This window comes from Pirellulales bacterium, assembly GCA_019636345.1.
In the GTDB taxonomy this organism is placed as follows: domain Bacteria; phylum Planctomycetota; class Planctomycetia; order Pirellulales; family Lacipirellulaceae.
In genome coordinates, this window is sequence record JAHBXQ010000005.1 from 345,589 (window position 1) to 366,562 (window position 20,974).

Below are 20,974 nucleotides of genomic sequence, written 5' to 3' on the forward strand. Positions count from 1 at the left end.
TCAGGAGAGCGAGGAACAGGCAGAGGTCAATCTCGCGACAAGCCCGCTCGCGCGCGGCGACTCGCGCCGACGAGCCGTGGGATCGGCGATCGGCGCGGGAGGCGCCTCGGGCGCCGGCTCCGCCTCGGGCGCGGCTGGAGCCGGCGGCGCATCCTCGAACTCGCCGCCCTCCTGCAGCATGTCGTCGGCCCCGGTTCGATTGAACAACCCCCAGTCGCGCCGCCGGAAATCCTCGCGGGCCCGCGCGGTCTCTCCTTGCGCCTCCAAGATCTCGCCGCGCCAGGTCCGCGCCGTCTGCCACACGACATTCTCGCAGTCGGAATCGGGGCCCCCCAGGGGAGGAATCGCCGCCTCAATCTCGTCGATCGCCGCGGTGAGCGCGGCGAGCGCCTCGTCCCGCTTCTCTTGCTTGCGGAACGCCTCAGCCCGCTTCAGATTCGTCAGGGACGAATGCCGGAACTCGCCCGCGGCCTGCGCGAGCGCCCGATCGAGCGCCTTCAACTGCGCCGCGTCGTCTCCCGCTTGCGCGGCGGCGTGCGCTTGCTCCATGCTGGCCAGCCACTGCCGCGATCGCCATTGCGGCCACACCAACCACACGGATATCGCGCCCCCGAGCATCGCAGCCAGCAACCCGAACACGACCAGACTGCGGCCCCGAATCCACGTGCGATGCGTCACGATCTCGCGCCACGCGAGCCCCCCGACGAGCACCGCCGGGATCGCCGCGAACAGCCCGGCGCCGAACGACGCCACCCCCAGAGCCAAGCACAGAATCGACTTGCCGCTCTTCGGGGTCGGCAATCGCCCCGCTCCTTGGCCGTAGTGGTACCGCGCCGCGTCCCGCTCCTTGTTGAGGCAGCACTTGCGCTTGCCCCACACGATCAGGATCGGCCCCAGCGTCAGCGGCGCCAGCGTGAAGACTGCGTCCAGCAGCAACCGGCGATCGTACCGCGCCCGGTCGTACGGCTTGCCGTCCCAGGCAGCGTACGAGGGGTTCAGCCGCAATTCGGGGAGCGCCTTGTCGAGATCGAGTTGCTGCAGCGCATAGTCGCTGGTCTGCTCGTACGGCAGAAACGACCCCGAAGCCAGCGCGAGTCCCAACAGCGCAAGCCCCGCCGTCATCAGCACCATGTGCCAGGGGAACTTCGCTTCGACGGGCCGAATGCCCGCGTCCCCCAGCCGCACGATCAAGTGCCATAGGTCGGCGTTGAACGCCGCGCCGCTCTGGACATAGTGGGGCTCGCACGCGGCGAGAGGCTTGATCGCGTCAGGCAGCTCGGCGGCCGTCGGCATCGCTGCGTCGTGCACCAACACTGGGATCACGGTCCGCCCCGCCGTGAGCGCCGTCTCGACCTCGATCCGCAATTGGTCGTCGGGATCGTCGATCCGCCGCCGCCCCTCGGCGTCGACCATCGTCAGCCACTCGCGGCCGATGACCACGAGCACGACGCTGCAATCCTTCAGCAACTGCTGAATCTGCGTTCGGTAATTCCCCCCCGCCACCAAGGCGTCGACGTCGAGCAGAACAAGCCCCGGACCGAAGTAGCCGCTCAGCCGATCGAACAGCCGCCCGACGACGTCTTGGGTGTCTTTACGCCGGTAGGAAATAAAGATCGGTTTCATCCGCAACGCTCCGGGGTGCGACCGAGATGCATTGTGGTCGCACCGGCCGGCGTAAGTCGAGTGGCTTCCCCGGCAATTCTCGTCGCGGGTCGGTCGGCGACGCCAGCGGACGCTCAACTTGCGCCCGCCGCCGGTCCCCGCGGCGCACGTCGGGCGACGTGGTACGTGGGAAACGTCCCGAACCCCTTCGCCAGCGGCGTGCGGCCGACGTACCGGCACGCGAAGGCTCCGTCGGCGTCGTCGCGGGCCAAGGCCGCGAACGCCTGACTGGCGTACACCTGCCCCGGCGGAGTGATCGGTTCCATCCGCGCGGCCCGGCTCACATGGGCGCCCCAATAGCCAGGCCGACCGGTGAGCGGATCGTCCACCGCGAACGCCGGCCCCGCATGCAGCGCGATTCGAATCCCCAACTCCGCCGGCAGGTCGAACTGGTCCCACCGCGTGCCGTGAACCAACTCGGCCAGCGCAAGCGCATACTCGCCCGCCTCGCGCACCGACGCGAACACGGCAAAGATCCCGTCCCCCCAGGTGTTGGCCGTCAGCGGCGCAATCCCGATCGCCCGCGGCAGCGCGGCGACCCGGGCGAGGAACTCGCGAACGAACAACAGCACCTCGGCGTCCGCCAGCTTGCTGAACCCCTGCACGTCGGCGAACAACAGTGCGACCACGTCCTGTCGCGGAGCGGCCGAAATCGCGCCCGGCTGCGGGTCCGTGAGTCGTGGCGACGCTCCGTCCCCGGCGTCTCCAGGCGCGCCAAGCGCTCGGCGCGCCAACCGGCGCAGCTCGATCAACTCGACCTCCCCGCCGTGCGCTCGCCACTCGTCGACCACCTCGGCGGCGCCCCCCGGCTCGCCGCGCGCCTGCTCGTCTTGCACGGCCAACAGCACTGGGCGCTCGTCGAACAGATCGGCCTGAATCTTCGCCAAGCCGCAGAACAGGCGATTCGCGTACGCATACTCCGCCGGCCCTGCGACCGCACCCCAGGCCGACGCAACGATCGGCTCGCCGAGTCGCTCCATCACCGCGTCGAACCGGGCGCGCATCTCGGGCCCCGCGAAGTCGACGCTTGTCGCGACGAACTGCTCGCGCGGAAACGGCAGCACGACGACCGCCTCGTCCCCGCGCTCCAGGAGCGTTTCCAGAAACAGGAGGTCCCCCCCGCACGCCGCGGACGAGTAGCCCGTCGCCGGGCCCCAGCCGTCCAACCGCGCCGCGATCTCGCGTTTCACCGCGTCGGCCAGCGCCGCCGGAAACCGCGGCGTCACGCGGTCCGGAGCGTCGAGCATGTGCCCCGTGAACGCTACGATCCGCGGCAACACGAAACAGTCCGCAAGTCGCCCCCAGTCGGCGCCGACGAGTCCGCACACGAGCCGCGCCTGTCGCCGCGTCGAGGCGACGTGCGCGAACCGCTTCCCCGGCAGCGCGCCCGCTTGCCGGTACCAGTCGGCCGCTTCGTCAACACGCCCGGCGATCAGAGCCGCCTCGCCGCAGGTCGCCCGCAACCAATACGCCTCGGGCGTCGTCGGGTCGGGCTCGCGCAGCAGTTTGTCCTGGCAGATCGCCAGCGTCTTGCCCGCCAGATCGAGCGCCGCGCTGCGATCCCCCTCGGCCAGGGCCATCGCCGCGGCGTTCACCCCGGTCCAGTACCCGCCGGTCCGGTCGAACGCGTCGCGATACGCCTGCGACGCCTGTCGCCGGTACTCGGCCGCGCTTCCGCCCTGCGGATCGCGGAGCCAAAGGGCTTTGTAGGTCTGAGCCAGATTTCCCAGCGTCTCTTCATCCGCCGCGCCCCCCTCGGCGAGTGCGCGAAACTCCTCTGCCGCGGCCTCGATCGCTCCCGAGCGCGACAAGCTCAAGCCGCGCAGTTGCCGCAGTCGCACGTCGCCCGGCCAGAGCCGCAACCCCTCGGACGTGCGATCGTACGCCGCGAGCGGCTCCCCCTTGGCCAGCGCCAGTTCCGCGGCGGCGCGACACTGCTCCGGGGTGCGAGGACCCGACATTCGGGAAGCGTCGTCCTCAGCGAATTGCGATTGATCAACCACCCTGCCCTCCGCGGTACGCCGCCGCCCGACGATGGCATGCGGCCGCGTCGCCCCTGCGGGTCGGCATTATGCCCCACGCCGTCGACACGGGTCAAATCGGCGCGAGCGAGCCTCGGCGGCGAACGCCGTTCCGGCAGGCCCCGGTCCGCGCGCCGGCGCGAAGTTCGCCGAGACCAAGTCGCCGCAACGCCTTGCAAGACAATCATCGGCAACGATCTGAAAACTTTCGCGATCGATGCGAACCCCTCCCGGCTCGGGCGAATTGACCCTCGTCGCGGCGGGCCTTAGCATGAGGCGATGCCCTGCGACGCCCCCCCTTCGTCCCGCGCCGGTCGCGACGCTCGTCGCCCTTGTTCGCTCGCCCGCGGACTTCCCGCGGCGGTGGCGGCGTTGTCGCTCGGTTGCAGCGGCAAGCCCGCGGCGATCGCCCCCGTGGCGATCAGCGCCGGCCGCGCCGGCGAAGCGGCGATCGCCGCCTACGACCGCGACGGCGACGGTTGTCTGAACGACGCCGAACTGGCCGCCGTGCCGGCCCTTGCGCTCTACAAGGAGAAGTACGACGCCGACAACAGCGGCTGCATCAGCGCCGGCGAGATCGCCGATCGCATCGCCTCGTGGCGCAATCAGGGGGTCGGTCTGCGGACGCTCGCAATCGACGTGCTGCTGGACGACCGGCCGCTCGTCGGCGCCGAGGTCCGAATGATCCCCGAGGAGTACCTTGGCGACGGCCCCCAAGAAGCGACCGGCCGCACCGACGCCAGCGGCACGGCGAAGATGAGCGTCGCCCCCGAGCATCTTCCCGAGGCGGCCCGACAGGCCCGCATGCTCGGCGTGCTGGGGGGAACTTACCGTATCGCAGTTTCCCACCCGCGGATTAAACTGCCGCAGCGCTACGTCGACGGCACGGCGCTCGGCGACGAGATCGCCCGCGACACGATCGGCGATCGCATCGTGCTGAAGCTCGCCAGCCGATAGCGAGCAAGCGCTCGCGCCGAAGCGGCCGCCGATCCGGCGATCTACCTCGCGCACCTCTCGACAAGATTGACGGCGCGCTGCACGCCGCCGTCGCTGCGGTGGCCCCCCTGGCGGTGAACCTCGGCGTCGACGTCGTACGCGACGATCTTCACCGACCCGTCGACCATCGCCATGTGACAGCCGGCCGCATGCGCGCTGCCGAAGCGGAACGACTGGCCGTCGAACCCGTCGCGATCCTGCAGCGGCAGATACGCTTCCCCGGCGGAGGTTTCGACGTCGTACCACACCGACCGATACAGGTCGTCCTGAAAGCCCGTGTACATGGGCCAATCGTCGGCGTGGGCCTTGCCGGTGTCGTAGAACTGCGGCTCGATGAACCGCTCGCCCACGGCGTAGGTGTTCGAAGTCCCGTCGGAAATATGACGCAACTCGACGAGGAACCCGCCGAAACCGACCCCCGAGTGGTCGTCGAGCCCCGGCCGCCAAGCGGCGCTGCGCCCGTCCTCGACCGAGCGCGGCCCGCAACCGACGACCCAATGTTCCAGATTCTTGATGTCGCCCGCGTTCTGGGCGTAATCGGTGCGGCCGTGCACCGCGGCATACCGACTGTTGAGCGGGACGTTGTTGTTCGTATTGGGGTACGGCACAGCCGCCCGGCGCGACGGGCAGTTGAGCGCTTCGATCGCCATAGCGTCGCGCTCGGCGAAGGCCCGCCGCTTGTCGATCCCCGTCAACCCGCGCCCGATCTCGTGCAGCGGCTGCTGCTCGATGTACGGCAGGATGTTGTAAACCCACCCGCCGGGCTGATTCAGCCCGAACCCTTCGTCCGGATCGCCGACCCAGGCGCCCCACCAACCAGCCGACGGAAGGTGTCCGTGAGTCGTCTCGTGCGACAACATCGCCAGCGAGATCTGCTTGAGATTGTTGACGCAATGCGCTCGCCGCGCCGCTTCGCGCGCCGCCTGCACGGCCGGCAACAGCAGCGCCACCAGCACGCCGATGATGGCGATCACCACCAACAACTCGACGAGCGTAAACGCGCCGCGGTGCGCGGAACGTCGATCGTTGAACGCCGTGTCCTTCATAGCCTCGCCACTCTGTTCACACTGCCGGCAAGCGTGCGGCGCCCCGTCCGCGACCCGGCAACGTGCCGCGCCGACAGCCCCCCGGGCGCGGGGGAGAGCTGCCGGCGCGACGGTCGTCGCTTCTTCCAGTACCAGTATAGGTCGTCGTTAGGCCGACATCCGAACCCGGCGGGCAAGTCCCGCCGCCGCCAGGACGAGCCCTGCCAGGGCCCAACTGGCCGGCTCCGGAACCGCAATCACGTCAATTTCGAGCACCAGCGGCGAGACGAACGCCGCGGTCAGCCCGTCGTCGACCCCCGTGAAGGGATTCACCCCGTCGAACGGGTCGCGGTACTGCCCCCCCGTGTTGTCGACGGCGTACAAGCTGAAAATGAAGTTCGTGGCGCCGGCCACGAGCGGGGCCCCCCCGTCGTCGTAAATCTGCACCAGCGTCGAACCCCATTGCCCAGCGTTGACTGTTCCCAGCGGATCCGACTCGAAATATCCCAAATGATGAAAGCTGCTGCCGTTGTCGGTCGAGTAGCGAATCGCCGTGGTCGAAAACGCCCGACCGTCCTTGCCGTTGGTGCCGGTGAGGATCTGAATCGCTCGGACGTCGGTCGCGGCGGCCAGATCGTACTGCACGATCTTCGCGGGGGCGCCGGCGGCGGGGAAATCGTTCATCAATCCCGTCAAACCGCTCCCCAAGATCCCGGCGTCGTCGGTGAACGCCGGCAACTGATCGGCAGGATTCGTGTTCGCCGGGTGCCAGCCCGTATCGCCGGGCAGTTCCGTGCCGATCAATCCCGAGATCGCGTCCCCGACGGCGATCAGCCCGTTGAGGCTCGTCGCTTCGGGACCGTGCAGGGTCGAGGAGGTGACCGCGGCCGACGCCGGCGCGGCCAACAGCGAGACAAGTCCGAGGGCAAGCAGCGTTCTCATGAGACGTTCCTCTTTTTCAAAGCGACCAGAGACGAAGATCAAAGACACGACAAGCAAGACAAGACTCCGTCGCGCGCAAGCCGCGCGACCCTCCTCAATCGACCAGCCGGCGCCTTCCTTGACGGCGGCGCCTTCCCCATCGCCCAGCCAGCGTCGCCGCGGCGCACAATGCCAATCCGACGGCGGCCGGCTCGGGCACGGCCGCGACGGCAGTCGACGCCGGCGCGCTGCCGGTTCCGTATTGCGTCTGCCACGCGGCGAGGTCCTCAGCGTCGACGTTGCCGTCGTCGTTGGCATCGCCGTCCATGGGGAGCGCCGTCCCGTCGTTGACCGGATAGCTGCGCTGCCAAACGAGGTAGTCGCGACCGTCGACCAGTCCGTCGTCGTTGAAGTCGGCGTTCACCGGCGCGGCGGTCGACGGGATCACGTCGATCTCCCACACCAACGGCGACACGAACGCGGCGGTCAGCCCGTCGTCGAACCCGGTGAAGGGATTCACTCCGTCGAACGGATCGCGCATCTCCCCCAGCGTGTTGTCGACCGAGTAGAAATCGAACTGCAAGTTCGTCACCCCCGCGACCAAGGTCGGCGCGGCGTCGTCGAACACCGTCACGAGGTTGGCTTGGTCCTCGGTCGTGCCGGGGATGCCCGACTCGTTGTTGATCACCCCCGACGGATCGGACTGATAATAGCCGAAGGAGTTCGGGACCTCCGCCCCCTCGAACGTTCGCACCAGCCCCCCCAGCGGTTGGAACGTGGTGCCGTTGTTCGTCGAATACCGGATCACGAACGTCGAGAAGATGCGCCCGTCCGCGTTCGAGCGATTGCCCGTCAGAATCTGAATCGACCCGATGTTGGTCGGCGCGGCCAGATCGTACTGAATCGCCTTGGCAGGAGCGCCGACCCCGGGGAAGTCGTTCAGCAGCCCGGCGAGCGAGGCGAAGCCCCCGACGCCGTCAGTGAACGTCGGCAGCCCGTTGGGATGCAACGAGTTGCCCTCCGCGGGGTTCGCAGGATGCCACCCCTGATCGCTCGACAGTTCCGTGGCGATCAGGCCCTGGATCGCGTCGGTCGTCGAGATCATCGCGTCGAGATCCGAGTAGATCTCGCCGCGGACGCTGGTCGTCGTGATCGCCCCGCGAGCCGAGGTCGCCGCAAACGTCGCGACGAGCGCCGCCGCTCGCACGCAGGTCCGCCACGACCTAGTACTTTTACGCCGCGATCGCTTCCGTCCCGATTCGCCGCCGCCTGACAAGTCGATCATCTCGCCTCCTCGTCGCTGGTGCATCGCTTGGGCCGTTGCATGACATGGTCGTCGAGCGCCGTAGGTCGACCTCGCCGGAGGACGGCGCTTCGCAAGCGGCGTCCTCGGCGAACAACGTCCTGCGCGCCTCGGGAACGTCAATCCCCGCTGTCGAACCGAATCGCGCATCGACCCGCTGCCGGACAAGCGCGGCAAACGGCGTCGTCGCGTCCGCGGCCGACGACAACGTCCTCGGGCGGCGCTCGCGTGAGAAGCAGACAAGCAAGGCAAGGCGAGCGCCGTCGCGTCTACTCAGGATAACCGAAGCGGATTAAGATATTGTGTAAAGTTTGTACGAAATCTTCCGACCTCCATTCTCGTCCCCTCCCCGCGGCGTTATTAGTGGGGAGAACCAGGCGGGACTTTTCTCATCATGCATCGTCGCGAAGTCGCTCTGATCGTCGATCCCGGCCGGCCGTACGATCGGCACATCGTCCGCGGGGTCGCGGCGTTCGTTGAGGAACAGCACCGTCACTGGTCGTTGTACGTCGAGGAGGATCCCGTCGCCCGCTTGCCCGATCTCAAAGCGTGGGGGGGCGACGGCATCATCGCGAACTTCGACGACCGCCGCATCGCCACCGCGGTCCGTCGCACCAGCGCGCCGATCGTCGGCGTCGGCGGCGGCTACGGTTACTATCCCGGCGATCCCGACATCCCCTATGTGAGGACCGACAACCGAGCCATCGCCGAATTGGCCGCCAACCACTTGTTCGACATGGGGCTGCGCCGCTTCGCGTTCTGCGGCGAACCTCCCAATCGAGCCAACGGCTGGGCCCGCGAACGGGCCGAGGCCTTCGTGTCGGCGATCGAAGCGGCCGGCTGCGAATGCGACGTGTACAACGGCCGGCACTCGCCGTCGCGCCGGTGGCGCGAGTCGCAGACCCAATTGCAACGGTGGCTGGAGTCGCTGGCGACCCCGCTGGGACTGATGGCCTGCAACGACGCCCGCGCTCGCCACGTGATGCAAGCCTGCTGCGCCGCGGGGCTCCGCGTCCCCGAGGACGTGGCGATCGTGGGGGTCGACAACGACGACGTCATGTGCGAACTGACTCAACCCCGACTGACGAGCATTGAACAAGGGGCGCGCCGCATCGGGTTCGAAGCGGCGTCGCTGCTCGATCAAATGATGTCCGGCAAGAAACCGCCGCGAAAAAGCCTGACGGTCCCCCCCGCGAGGATCGTCACCCGGCAGTCGACCGACGTGCTGGCGATCAACGACCCCGACGTCGCCGAGGCGCTCCGCTTCATCCGCCGCCGGGCCTGCGAACCGATCGCCGTGCACGACGTGCTGACCGCGGCGCAAATGTCCCGCTCGACGCTTGAAGCCCGCTTCCGCGACGTGCTCGGCCGGTCGATCCACGCCGAGATCCGCCGCGTGCAGGTCGATGCGGCTCGTCGGCTGCTGACCACCACGAACATCCCGATCAAGGAGGTCGTCAAGCGCGTCGGCGTCTCCTCCGTGCAGTACTTCTCCGCCATGATGCGTCGCTCGCTCGGCAAGACCCCCGGCGAGCTCCGCAAAGAATCCCAACGCGGCCAATCCGCGCCAAGCTAGTCACCCGTCTCCAATCACCCCGAGTCTCCCATGTCTCCGCTCGACCGTCGCGATTTTCTCCACACGGCCGTCGTCGGCGCCGCGGCTGCGGCGACCCAGGCTCGCGCCGCCGCGCCCACGAATCCCCCGAGCGAGAACCTCCACTTCGCGCTCGTCGGCGCCGGCGGGCAAGGCCGCTGGGACACGAGCTGGCTGCTGAAGACCCCCGGCGCCAAACTGACGGCGATCTGCGAAATCAACCCCCTGCGCGCCGCCGAGGCGAAGCAGATGGCGCCCGACGCACGGGTCTACACGGATTGGAACGAGATGTTCGCTCAGGAGCGCGACCTGCAAGCCGCGCTCGTGGCCCTGCCGGAGCACACCCACGCCGAGGCCTCGATCGCCGCGATGAACGCGGGGCTCGACGTCTTCTGCGAGAAGCCGATGGCCTTCTCCGCCGACGAGGCCCGGCAAATGATCGCCGCGCGCGACACACGCCAGCGGATTCTGCAAATCGGCCAACAGCGCCGCAGCAACCCGCTGTACTACCTCGCCGAACGGCTCGTCCAGCAGGAAGGGATCATCGGCGAGGTGTTGCGGATCGACGCCTTCTGGGACCGCTGGAGCGATTGGAAGTTCGAGCTCCCCGAGCTCGACATGGACTTCAGCAAATGGGGCTTCCCGACGCTCAATCACCTGATCAACTGGCGGCTCTATCGCCGGTACGGCCACGGGCTGATTACCGAGAACGGCACCCACCAGATGGACGCGGCCACGTGGCTGCTGGGAGGGCTTAAGGCGAAGCGCGTCGCGGGGATGGGCGCCATCCGCTATCACGACGAACGCGAAACGCACGACATCTGCACCGCCGAGTACCTGTTTGAAAACGACACGATTGTCCGCTTCTCGCAAGACTTCCATCAAGGATTCAACTACGGCTGGAGCTACGGCGAGCTGCTGCTGGGGAGCGAGGGTTCGCTCCGCGTGACCGCCGAGCAGGAGATCGTTCACTACGACCGCGATCGCAAAGCGACGCGGATCCCGATCGAGCGGCTCGGCGATTGCGAGATCGCGGGGGTCGCGTCCTCGGCCGCCGACCTGCAGGCGGCCGAAGCCGACCGCGCCGGCGGGGGACTGCGGACCTACAGCTACGGCCACGAGATGCGCATCTTCAACCACTGCGTCCGCACCCGCACCCAGCCCGCGTGCACCGGCGAGATCGGCCACAATGCGATCGCGTTCACCGTCGCCGGCGCCGACGCTCAGTACGACGCCGTGGTGAACACGTTCGACGAGCGTTCGTTCCTGAGTTGAAACATGCCCGCCAACCCCGGACGCGTGATGAATTGAAGAACCCGTCGCAGTTCGCCCAAGGCTGAGCACTGTCCCGCAATCATGAGCGGACGGCGCTAGCCGCCGGCGATTGCCGTCCAGGCCTCGATCGAACGTCATCGGGGACTGCGTCCGCCGCTCGTTGTCGAGTCATAGGACAAAGCACGAGCGCCTGCGGATCACATCGTGCCGCGCTGCATGGCCCCTGGGGGCCCCGACCCATTCGAGGAATTCGACCCGTGAGCGATCCTGTCCGCTACCGCTTTTCCTTCGGTCCGTGGAACGTCAGCGAGGGCGCCGACCCGTTCGGCCCCGCGGTCCGCACCCCTTACGCGCTTGAAGAGAAGCTCGATTGGTACCGCCCGTTGGGGTTCGAGGGAGTGCAGTTCCACGACGACGACGTCGTCGAAGGAATCGACGAGCTTGAGCACCTGCAGATCATGAAGCGAGCCCGCGAGGTGAATCAGGCCCTGACCGATCGCGGTCTCGTCGCCGAGTTCGTCGCCCCGCGGCTGTGGTTCGACCCCCGCACCATCGACGGCGGGTACACCTCCAACAGCCCCTCCGAGCGGCAATATGCCCTGGATCGCACGATCCGGTCGATCGACGTCGCCCGCGAGGTGCAGACACGCAACATTGTGCTGTGGCTCGCTCGCGAAGGGTCGTACGTCCGCGAATCGAAGAACGCCCGGACGGCGTACGCGCGGATCCTCGAGGCGATCAACCTCGTGCTGGAATACGATCCCGAGGTTCAGGTGTGGATCGAGCCGAAGCCCAACGAGCCGATGGACCACGCTTACGTGCCGACGATCGGCCACGCAATCGCGCTGGCGTACCAATCGGCCGACCCCGCGCGGGTGAGCGGGCTCATCGAAACGGCCCACGCCGTGCTTGCGGGGCTCGACCCCTCGGACGAAATGGCCTTCGCGCTGGCCCACGACAAACTGGCGAGCGTCCATCTCAACGACCAGAACGGGCTGAAGTTCGACCAGGACAAGTCGTTCGGCTCGGCGAATCTCCGCTCGGCGTACAACCAAGTGCGCGTGCTCGAGGACAACGGCTACGGTCGCCGGGGGGAGTTTGTCGGACTCGACGTCAAGGCGATGCGAACCCAGCCCCAGGCGCTGTCGACGGCGCATCTGGCCAACAGCCGCGCGCTGTTTCTGCACTTGGTCGACAAGGTCCGCTCGGCCGACCGGCAGCTCGAGGCCGAACTGATCGCCGCCCGCGATTACGAGGCGCTCGAGGCCTACGCGCTGCGGCACCTGCTGGGGGTCGCGACCGACGCGCCGCTGGAGCGGCTTGTCTCCCCCGCGGCCATACAGCACGCGTCGTGAGCGACCACAGGAGCCGCAGTTGAACGAACTTGACGTCGACGTCGCCGTCGCGGGCCATCTCTGCCTCGACCTCATCCCGCGCATCGATCTCGACGCCAAGGGCGACGCCGGCGCCATGCGCGAACTCGCGGCCCCGGGACGGCTGACCCTCGTCGGACCTGCGACCGCCTCGCTGGGGGGCGCCGTCGCCAACGCGGGACTCGCGCTGGCACGGCTGGGAATGCGAACCTCGCTTACGGCGAAGGTCGGGCGCGACGTGCTGGGGCAGGCCATCCTGCATTTGCTCGAGGAGGCTCGGCCCGGACTCGCCGGGGCGATGCTCGTCGATCCCCGTGCGTCGACCTCGTACACGGTCGTGCTCAACCCGCCGGGGGTCGATCGTTGCTTCCTCCACCATCCCGGCGCCAACGACGAGCTGGCCGCGGACGACGTCGATCTGGCCGCACGGGGCGCCTGCGGGGCGCTTCACTTCGGCTATCCCCCGCTCATGCGAACAATCTACGCCGACGGCGGCGCGGGACTCGCGCGACTCTTCCGCCGCGCCCAAGCTGCGGGGACGCTCACGTCGCTCGACATGGCGCTCCCCGATCGCAACAGTCCGGCCGGGCGGCTCGATTGGCGCCCCTGGCTGGCAACCGTGCTTCCCGCGGTCGATCTGTTCGTCCCCAGCTTCGACGAAATCCTGCTGATGCTGCGGCCCGACCAGTACGACCGGCTGGTCGCCGTCGAACCGGACCGACTCGTCGCCGCGGCCGGGATGGCGCTGGTCGACGAAATCGCCGAGGAGCTGCTCGCCCTCGGCGCCGGGGCCGCGGGAATCAAGCTCGGCGACGAAGGATTCTTCCTCCGCACCCACGCCGGCCCGCAACGTTGGAACGATCGCCTCCTCGGCCGACGGCTGCCGCTGGCCGACTGGAGCCATCGACGACTCCTCGCTCCTTGCTTCGAGGTCGAGGTCGTCGGCGCCACCGGCGCGGGCGACTGCACCATCGCCGGACTTCTGGCCGCGCTTGTTCACGGCCAAGCGCCAGTCGCGGCCCTGACGACCGCCGCCGGGGTCGGCGCCTTCTGCGTGCAGAGCGCCGATGCGACCAGCAACATCCCCCCCTGGGAGACCGTGGCGGCGCGAATCGCCGCCGGTTGGCGCCGTCGCACGCCGCGGCTCCCTCGGCCCGGCTGGCGCGACGACCCCGCAACCGGACTCTGCATCGGCCCGCACGACGGCGCGGCGTAGGCGAACGAGGCGGCGTTCTACCGCGCGTCGGTCGGGGTGGCTTGCGTCACCGCGGCTTTGAGCGGGAGGACGATCACGTGGCGCCCCGGGCCGACGCCGTCAAGCCACGCATGTCGACCCTCGAGCCGCACCGGCGTCGCCTCTCCGTCAAGATCGACGACGCTCGGCGCCGCCCCTTCGGTCAGCGGCACGGCCACGGTCGCCGCGACGTTGCCGGGGACGACCACCTCAAGCTGCACGGCCGTCGCGGATCGTTTGTACGCGACGTCGATCGGCCCGCGGATCGATGGGACGCGCGATTCGAACCACTCGAGCTTTCCCGGGCGGGGCTGCACGAGGATCGAACCGAACCCCGGCTCAAGCGGCCGCACGCCGACGAGATAGAACGGAATGAGATTGGCCGGCGCCGCGCCCCAGGCGTGATTCCAGTCGAGATTCGGCTTGTAGATCCTGTCCCACGCCTCCAGCGTGATCGTCGATCCGCTGCGGATCATGTTGATCCAACCGCGGCGCGCATGCGTGGTCATCAATTCCAGGGCATGGTCCGCCTCGTCGTGCTCGTACAGGGCCTCCAGCAAGAACTGCGCGGGGTACACGCTGCACGCCATCTGCCGTGATTTGACGTACTCCACGACGGAAGCGCGGCGTTCGGGGGGAACCAACCCGAACGCCAACGGGAACAAGCTGGCGTGCAACGACGCGTGCCGCGATCCCAGCCCGTCGACGTATCGCTGGGCCGAGTCGCTCCACAACGCCGCGTTGAACCGGGCGTGCAGCGCGCGGGCCTTGCGGGCGAACCGTTCGGCGTCGGCGTCGTGCCCCGTCGCCGCGGCGATCCGCGCCATCCGGTCGAGCGTCGCATAGTGAAACGCGTTGACCACCGTGTTGATCGGCGCCATGTCGTACCCGTCGCGCTCGGTCTCAGGCCAGTCGACGATGTCGCGGTAGTCGTCTCCGGACGTGTCGAGCAGTCCGCTCGACGTCTCCGCGGCTTCGAGCAGCTTCTCGCGTCGCAGCACGTCGTAGTGGTTGCGCAGCGACTCGACGTCGCCCGTGTGCAAGTAATCGGCCCACGCCATCAGAATCGAGTGCTGTTTCCACTCGGTCGGCCACGTGGGGTTCGCCAGCAGGTACTCGTGCGAGTGCCGGGCCAGCGCGAACTCGCGGTCGACGCCGTAGTGGCACAACTGGTTGATGTACGCGTCGGCTTCGTAGGGAATCCGCTCGCGATCGCCGTCGACGTACACGCCGCAGAACGTCGTCGCTCGGATCGAGTATTTGCACAGGTCCCAGACGGCGTTCAGGTCGGCGTCGGAACTCGTAAAGCGGGCGGCTGCGTCGTCGAACGGGTACTGCACGGCAATCCGCGCGAAGGCGTCCGCCGCGAGCCCGGCCGGGGCCTCGTCGAGCTCCAAATACCGAAACGGCGCCACGACGCCGACCGACGCCGGCAGCCGGATCGCGGCGCCGGTCGTATTGCGGCGATCGCGCGGCGGGCGGAGCGTCAACTCGGTCGTCCCCGCGGGGACGAGGATTGTGGTCGCATAGTATCGGATCGAGCCCCCCGGATTGCGATCGATGCGGCCGCTCCTCAGTTTCTCGCCGAACCGCGCCTCGATCGTTCGCGCCTCGTCGCTGGCCGGCAGTCGCAGTCGAGCGTAGCCGAACGCGGCCCGGCCGAAATCGACGAAGTAGCTCCCAGGGCCGCGCGACTCGACGACGGTCGGCGCCTGAGAGATTTTCTCCAGCGGGTAGAGCGCCGTCCGGCGCTCGCTCAGCCGTCGCGCCATGCGGAACTCCTGCGGCGGCGACCAGTCGCTCGCGGTTCCCGCCTCGTTCCAGATGCGCGCCTGCCAGGAATACGCGGCCTCGGCGACGAGCGGCTCGCCGGCGTACTCGACGTTGATCGACTGGTCGCCTGCGACGCGCTGCGAGTCCCACACGACCGTCGGCGCCGAACCGTCCGCAGGGACGCGCCTGACGACAATCTGGTACGCGGCCTGTCGGCAGACCCGCTCGCCGACGCCGCACTCCCACGAAAACTCCGGCCGCGGGTCGAAGATTTCCGCCTCGTGCGGACGTTGCAGCAGTTCGCACGACAGGCCCGCAGGCGCGGGAACGCTTCCTGCCGCAGGCGACGCCGCGACGGCCGTCGCGACGATCAGCCAAGCGGTGCAACCGGGTGCGAGGAACAAAGAAGTCATGCTGCTGCCCAGGGTCGCATGTCCGTGCGAGGAATGCCGTCGTTCAATCATCGGCGACGGTCCGTTGTGCATGTCGTATGACCCGGCCGGGGGGTTCCCGCGGCCGTTAGCGTGTTCTGCTCCATCTGCCCGACTGATCATACCGAGAACATGAAACTCCGTGGAGCCGGAGCATCACAGGCTCGCCGGGCCTCGCGCTCCGGAGGGTGCGACAATTCGCATTCGAAGCCCCAACGCCATCCCCAGCACGGCCAACAGCCCCGTCCCGGGTTCGGGAACGGCCGCGGCCGCGGCGCCGGCCGAGGCGACGACCGCGTCGCCGTACTGCGCCTGCCACGGGGCGATGCCGGCGGCGTTCTGTCGCTGCAGGGCGAGGAAATCGCCCCCGTCGATCAGGCCGCTGCCGTCGAGATCGAGATTGGCGACGACCGACAGTTCCCCGCTGACGGCCAAGTCGGAGACCTTCCACGCCAACCCGGCGTCGAGCGTCGGCAATTGGTACGCCTCGAACGCGCCGCCGGCCGTGGCGAACTCGAACAACCGGAACGCGTCGCCAAGCTGCGGCGTCGGGGCGTCGACCTCCAAAGTCATCGCCAGCGTGCCGCCCAAATGCAGATGCCCGCCGACGACCAGTTGATCGTGCGCCTGCGGGCTGTACGCGTCGAACAACAACAGCGACCCGGCGCCGAACGTCGCATCGCCGTCGATTGTCAGCGACTCGCCGAAGTACGCCGGGGCGTCAAGCCCTTCGATGCGCAGGTTGTCGAACGAACCAAGCGACGCGACGGAACGCAAATCGACGTAGAATCCCAACGCGGACCCGGCGTTGCTGTCGGTGAAATTGACGACCGACCGCTGGTTGTCGACCAACGCCGCGTCGACGTACCCCAAGGTGAATTGCGTCGCCGAATTCCTCGTGACGTACAGCCCCGTGACGTTCGTCTCGGCGACGCCGCTGAGCGCATCCCCCGCGGTGTCGATCGACCCGTTCACCGAACGATTGACGCGGATGTTGTCGCCGTTGGGGCGGATCGAGATCGACGCCCACTCGAACGTGGTGCGCGTGTCGGGGGTTGCGGGCGTGCTGGCGGTCGGCGTCGCCGTCGCGCTCACCGCGAGTCCAAAGTCCATTTGCTGCGAGGTCGTCGCCATGGCGAGGTCGACACGCAACGTTTCGCCGATCGCCAGCGACACGTCGTCCCGCAGCAGCAGCACTTGCTCGTAGGTCGACGTGCCCGTCTTTGCTGCAGACAGGCTCCCCCCCGCAGCCGAGAACGTGACGTTCGTCGAGGTGTTGGAATCGTTGACGGTCGTCCTCGTATAAGACGTCAAACTGCTGCTGGCGAAGTCGTCGACGAGCGTCACGCTCGATTCCATGACCGCGGGCATGCCGGAACCGCCAATCTGCACGGCGCCTCCGACCGTCGCAAGGTTGCCGAGCACGCGCCCCGCGCCGTCGGCCGTCGACCCCGACTCCACCGACAGATTGCCGCCGACGGCCGTCTGCGAGTTGAGATTGACCGTCGATCCGTTCGTCGCGACGACCGAGCCGAACACGGAGCCGTCGATCGCGAGCGTCTGGCCGGCGAGCGTCATCCCTCCGGAATTGGTCGTCGAGGCGTCGAGCACGGCGCCGGCCGCGACCGCAATCGTCGGCGACGCGGCGATGCTCGCCGAGCCGACGAGATGGAGCGCCCCGTCTTCGATCCTCGTGTCGCCCGCATAGTCGTTCACCCCGTTGGCGAAAGCGACGACGCCCCCCCCGAGGACCGCGAGCCCGCCGCCCCCGCTGATCCCGGCGCCGGTGATCGCGTACGGTTTGGCCGCTGAATTGCGGAACGTCGTCGACGCCGGGGCGACCGGGTGCAGTATGTTGACCGCGGCGAACGCGGCGCCGTCGTCGAACAGCACGCGATACCCGTCGGCGAACTCGGCGTCGCCCACGTCGTCGTTGTCGTTGTCCCAGTTCAATCCCGGGCCGTCGTGCCAGGTCGCGTCATGGTCGCCGGCCCAGACCACCAGGTTCGCCAGCTTGTTGAATTCCAGCACGTGCAGCGGCGTCCCCGTGGCCGAGGTGAGCGGGCTGTTCTCCTGAACGAAGACCGAGACCTTGCCCCCGGTCAACAGCCGCTGCTGGTCGATCAAGGGTTCGGTCACCCAACCGCGCGTGTCGGTGAAGACGATCTCCCAATCCTCGTACCCGGCCGCCTTCGACGCTGCGGCGATGATCAGGTCGCCGTTGGTGTAGTAATTGTTCGGCGACCCGGTCGTCGGCGTCACGTACGCGACGTAAATGTTGCCGTGCTCGTCGTACGCCATGTCGGGCCGCAGTCCCACGGCCCGCGAGGTCGGCAGTTGGGTGCGGGTCCAGTCGCCGGTGGTCGGATGGCGGTAGTAATGGTAATACGCCGTGTTGTTCGTCGTGAACCCCGTGACGGGAGGCGCCTCGTCCGTCTTGTGCCACATGACCACGTGGACCCGGCCGTCGTTGTCGACCGCCTGCGTTTGCTGATTCATCAGCGTGTTGCCGCGATCCATCGGCACGACGACGATCCCCGGCGACGCGGAGGTGATGTCGGTCGTCGGGGTGGCGATCGTCGCGCCGGCGTTGTTATGCCAGTTCTGGCCGCCGTCGTCGCTGTAGGCGTACATGATGTCGTGATTCGACGAGCCCGTGGCTTGCTCGCGCCACGTCCAGGTCACGTGCATCCGGCCCGACGAATCGACGTCGATCCCGTTGAGATAGGCGTTGCGATTGTTCGAGCTGGGCCCATACGGGTCGTCGTAGAAAATCGAGACCGTGCCGTCGATGTACCGTCGCGGCGAGTTCCACAGTCCCGTGCCGGGGTCGTACGCAGCCAGGAACGAACTGCCGTTGCCGCTGCTGCCGATGCGGTACTCCAGGTTCATCGTCCCGGTGTTCGGGTCCGTGACGAACCGCGGATAGGTGACGGCCGAGATCGTCGACCCGCCCGCGTTGAGCGAGTTGCGCTCGGCGCCGAAGATGCTCGAATCCCAGGTCGCCCCCGTCGCGGCGCCGGCGCCGGTGGTCATGTATCGCAGGGTGTGGCCATGGTGATCCCACGCTAAGTGGATCTTGCCGTCGCCGGAAATCCCCATCGAGATCACGTTGTGGGCGTTCCAGTCAGGGGCGTCGCCGTTGATGAACGTCTTGCCCGTGTCCATCACTTCCCAAGCGCCGCCGCTCAGGTCGCGGCGGGCCAGATAGACGTTCTCGTCCGTCGGCCCCAGGTGATACCACGCGGCGTATTGAAAGCCGCCGTAGGTCATCAGCGGTTCCTGCTGGAACGAAACGCCGTTGATCGCCCGACCGTAGGTGGCGCCGGCCGGCATCAGCAGGGCCGCCGGGTCAAGCACGAAATCGTCGACGAGCGTCAGTTGGGCCGCGCACGGCGCAGCCATGGTCGCTGCGAGCAGCAGTCCCGGCAAAATCAATCGGCAAGCGAGCAGCCTCAAACGATGCAACATCGGCGGTGTTCCGTCTCTTCTCTGTCGTAGATTCTCTGTCGTAGATTTGTCGCAAGTCCGAGCCGTCGATGCGATCGAAGCGTCGCGGACGCCCCGGAACTCCGCGCCGTCGGCCTCTCGCGGCGGCGCCGTCCGAGCGAGCGGTCACATCCGCTCGACGAAGGGCTTCTTCCCTTCCCAAGTGATTTCAATGACGACGTCGTCGCGGGGTTCCGTCACGGTGATCGTCAATCCCGACGCATTGGGGTTGCCGTACTTCTTGGGGGCCAGCCAGCGGGTGTCGCGCTCGCTCAGATGCTCGGTCGCCTGGATCGCCACCTTGTGCGTGCCGGGGACGACGCCGTCGTTGCGCGCATAGGAGGACAGCCTGAACCGCCCGTCGGGGCCGATGGTTCCTCCGGCCGGCCGATCCCCCTCGGGCACGACCATGATCGAGCCTTGGGTGAGCGGGACCCCGTCGATGAGCACCTGACCGGAAACGGGGACGCGCTGCGGCAGCCCGTCGCCGCAGCCGACAGTCCCGAGGAGCGCCAGCGCGGCCGCGGCGCGAATCGACGATCCAATCCGTGTCATGGTCAGTTCGCCTCGCAAGGAATGGTGCTGAAACTTGCCCGTCGTTTTCGCAAGCGGCGGGAGCGTTTCGTCAGCGGCCCGATCCGCCCGTGTTGCCGGTGCTGCCGCCGTAGGCGTTGCCGCGATCGCCGTCGGAGCGGGCGGCCAAGGCCGTGTAGGTCGCCAGATCGATCGAATCGGTGAGGAACTCGACGTGGCCGTCGCCGTAAGCGAACTGTCCGCCGCCGACGTGGAAACTCGAGAACCCGCCGTTCGATCGAGCCCCGGTCTGGGTGACGACCCCGGCCCCGCCGTTCTCGCCGGGGACGGTGTTGAGCGGGGTTGCGGTGGTGCGCATGTTCGACTGCATCCGGTTGCCGTTCGACCAGATGTTCGAGTTGATCGCGTTGCCGTCGACGACCAGATGCGATTCGCGAACTTCGCCGACGACGATCGTCTTGCTCAGGCCGTCTTCGACCTCGGAGACGCGGAACTTCCGCTCATACACGAACATGCCGTCGCCGCAGAATTTGATCTCCGCCAGCGGACTGTCAGGACGATTCGTTCCGAAGACCGTGGCGTAACTGCTGGGCGCCACGTTGAACTGGCCGACCGGGACCTCGTGGGCCCACTGGGCGAACTGGCCGAGCGACGTGTCGCTCGGGCACTCGAACACGGGGGGACGCTGGGCGAGCGCCGTGGCGATCTCGGGATAGCGCGTATGCCAGCCGACGGCCGGGCTCCAGATTTCAACGTCCTTTACGTGCAAGAGATCGTAGAGCGACTGCTGCTCCAGGTTCGGCAGGATGAGCGCCAGCGCGCTCGCCCCGCTGCGGTCGCTCGACAGCGTGAAGCCGTCGCCGTTGGGGCACGTGACGCTCGCGGCGCTGCCGTCGTTGCCGCGCCGGGCGGCAGGAAACACTTTTCGCTGCGATTCGTAGTTCAACAGCCCAAGCGCGATCTGCCGCAGGTTGTTGCCGCACTGCATCCGGCGAGCCGCTTCGCGCGCCGCCTGCACGGCCGGCAAGAGCAGCGCCACCAACACGCCGATGATCGCGATGACCACCAACAGTTCCACGAGGGTGAATCCCCGCGCCGCGGGGCGCGCCGCTTGCCTTCCGATCGTTTTGATCATCATATCTCGCATCTTCCGTGGTTCCGCGGGACGACGCCCGGCGGTGTCAGTGGAGAGCCCCCGTCGTTATCCTTCGTCGTCGGCCCGCCCGCGGCAAGCGACGCAAATCCAGGACGCGTCTCGCGGACGCACGAGTCGCCCGCGAGACGGCCTGGCAATGATCTTCGGGTCGTCGACGCTCAAAAACTCAAGCGACGGCAACCAACCT

14 protein-coding genes are annotated in these 20,974 nt (G+C 67.9%); 5 read left to right on the forward strand and 9 right to left on the reverse strand.

Annotated elements, in window-relative coordinates; genetic code table 11:
* Positions 1 to 1,623 (reverse strand): toll/interleukin-1 receptor domain-containing protein, encoded by a 1,623-nt coding sequence (locus KF688_14275; GenBank protein ID MBX3426842.1) that lies wholly within the window; start codon positions 1,621 to 1,623, stop codon positions 1 to 3.
* Positions 1,624 to 1,736: 113 nt separating this feature from the next.
* Positions 1,737 to 3,623, reverse strand: coding sequence for an adenylate/guanylate cyclase domain-containing protein (locus KF688_14280; protein MBX3426843.1), 1,887 nt, complete (start codon positions 3,621 to 3,623; stop codon positions 1,737 to 1,739).
* Between the two features lie 339 nt (positions 3,624 to 3,962).
* Between KF688_14280 and KF688_14285 the strand changes: the two genes are divergently transcribed.
* A complete protein-coding gene (locus tag KF688_14285; protein MBX3426844.1) occupies positions 3,963 to 4,640 on the forward strand; it encodes a hypothetical protein in 678 nt (225 codons plus the stop codon).
* Between the two features lie 41 nt (positions 4,641 to 4,681).
* Here the strand turns inward: KF688_14285 and KF688_14290 are convergent, their stop codons facing one another.
* The 3 genes from KF688_14290 to KF688_14300 form a co-directional block, all read right to left on the reverse strand.
* Positions 4,682 to 5,725 carry a DUF1559 domain-containing protein gene (locus KF688_14290; GenBank protein MBX3426845.1) on the reverse strand — a complete coding sequence of 348 codons (1,044 nt, stop codon included), beginning with the start codon at positions 5,723 to 5,725 and terminating at the stop codon, positions 4,682 to 4,684.
* A 147-nt stretch (positions 5,726 to 5,872) separates the two neighbouring features.
* A complete protein-coding gene (locus tag KF688_14295; protein ID MBX3426846.1) occupies positions 5,873 to 6,646 on the reverse strand; it encodes a PEP-CTERM sorting domain-containing protein in 774 nt (257 codons plus the stop codon).
* A gap of 94 nt (positions 6,647 to 6,740) precedes the next feature.
* Positions 6,741 to 7,910, reverse strand: a complete 1,170-nt coding sequence (locus KF688_14300) for a hypothetical protein (protein ID MBX3426847.1) — start codon at positions 7,908 to 7,910, stop codon at positions 6,741 to 6,743.
* A gap of 412 nt (positions 7,911 to 8,322) precedes the next feature.
* Here KF688_14300 and KF688_14305 point away from each other — a divergent pair, with 412 nt between their 5' ends.
* The 4 genes from KF688_14305 (at position 8,323) to KF688_14320 (ending at position 13,386) form a co-directional block, all read left to right on the forward strand.
* Positions 8,323 to 9,504 carry a DNA-binding transcriptional regulator gene (locus tag KF688_14305; GenBank protein ID MBX3426848.1) on the forward strand — a complete coding sequence of 394 codons (1,182 nt, stop codon included), beginning with the start codon at positions 8,323 to 8,325 and terminating at the stop codon, positions 9,502 to 9,504.
* 30 nt (positions 9,505 to 9,534) lie between these two features.
* On the forward strand, positions 9,535 to 10,797 hold the full coding sequence (locus tag KF688_14310; GenBank protein MBX3426849.1) for a Gfo/Idh/MocA family oxidoreductase: 1,263 nt from the start codon (positions 9,535 to 9,537) through the stop codon (positions 10,795 to 10,797).
* Positions 10,798 to 11,054: 257 nt separating this feature from the next.
* The gene (locus tag KF688_14315) at positions 11,055 to 12,152 is read left to right on the forward strand and encodes a TIM barrel protein (GenBank protein ID MBX3426850.1); all 1,098 of its coding nucleotides are present in this window, start codon (positions 11,055 to 11,057) and stop codon (positions 12,150 to 12,152) included.
* 19 nt (positions 12,153 to 12,171) lie between these two features.
* Complete coding sequence (locus tag KF688_14320) at positions 12,172 to 13,386, forward strand: carbohydrate kinase family protein (GenBank protein MBX3426851.1); 1,215 nt, start codon at positions 12,172 to 12,174, stop codon at positions 13,384 to 13,386.
* Between the two features lie 17 nt (positions 13,387 to 13,403).
* On the opposite strand, the gene KF688_14325 is transcribed toward KF688_14320, so the two are convergent.
* The 4 genes from KF688_14325 to KF688_14340 form a co-directional block, all read right to left on the reverse strand.
* The gene (locus tag KF688_14325; protein MBX3426852.1) at positions 13,404 to 15,590 is read right to left on the reverse strand and encodes a rhamnosidase; all 2,187 of its coding nucleotides are present in this window, start codon (positions 15,588 to 15,590) and stop codon (positions 13,404 to 13,406) included.
* 174 nt (positions 15,591 to 15,764) lie between these two features.
* The gene (locus KF688_14330) at positions 15,765 to 19,079 is read right to left on the reverse strand and encodes a BNR-4 repeat-containing protein (GenBank protein MBX3426853.1); all 3,315 of its coding nucleotides are present in this window, start codon (positions 19,077 to 19,079) and stop codon (positions 15,765 to 15,767) included.
* A 144-nt stretch (positions 19,080 to 19,223) separates the two neighbouring features.
* Entirely contained in the window at positions 19,224 to 19,652 is a 429-nt protein-coding gene (locus KF688_14335) for a hypothetical protein (GenBank protein MBX3426854.1), read from the reverse strand.
* A gap of 70 nt (positions 19,653 to 19,722) precedes the next feature.
* Positions 19,723 to 20,766, reverse strand: a complete 1,044-nt coding sequence (locus KF688_14340) for a DUF1559 domain-containing protein (protein ID MBX3426855.1) — start codon at positions 20,764 to 20,766, stop codon at positions 19,723 to 19,725.
* Between the last annotated feature and the right edge of the window lie 208 nt (positions 20,767 to 20,974).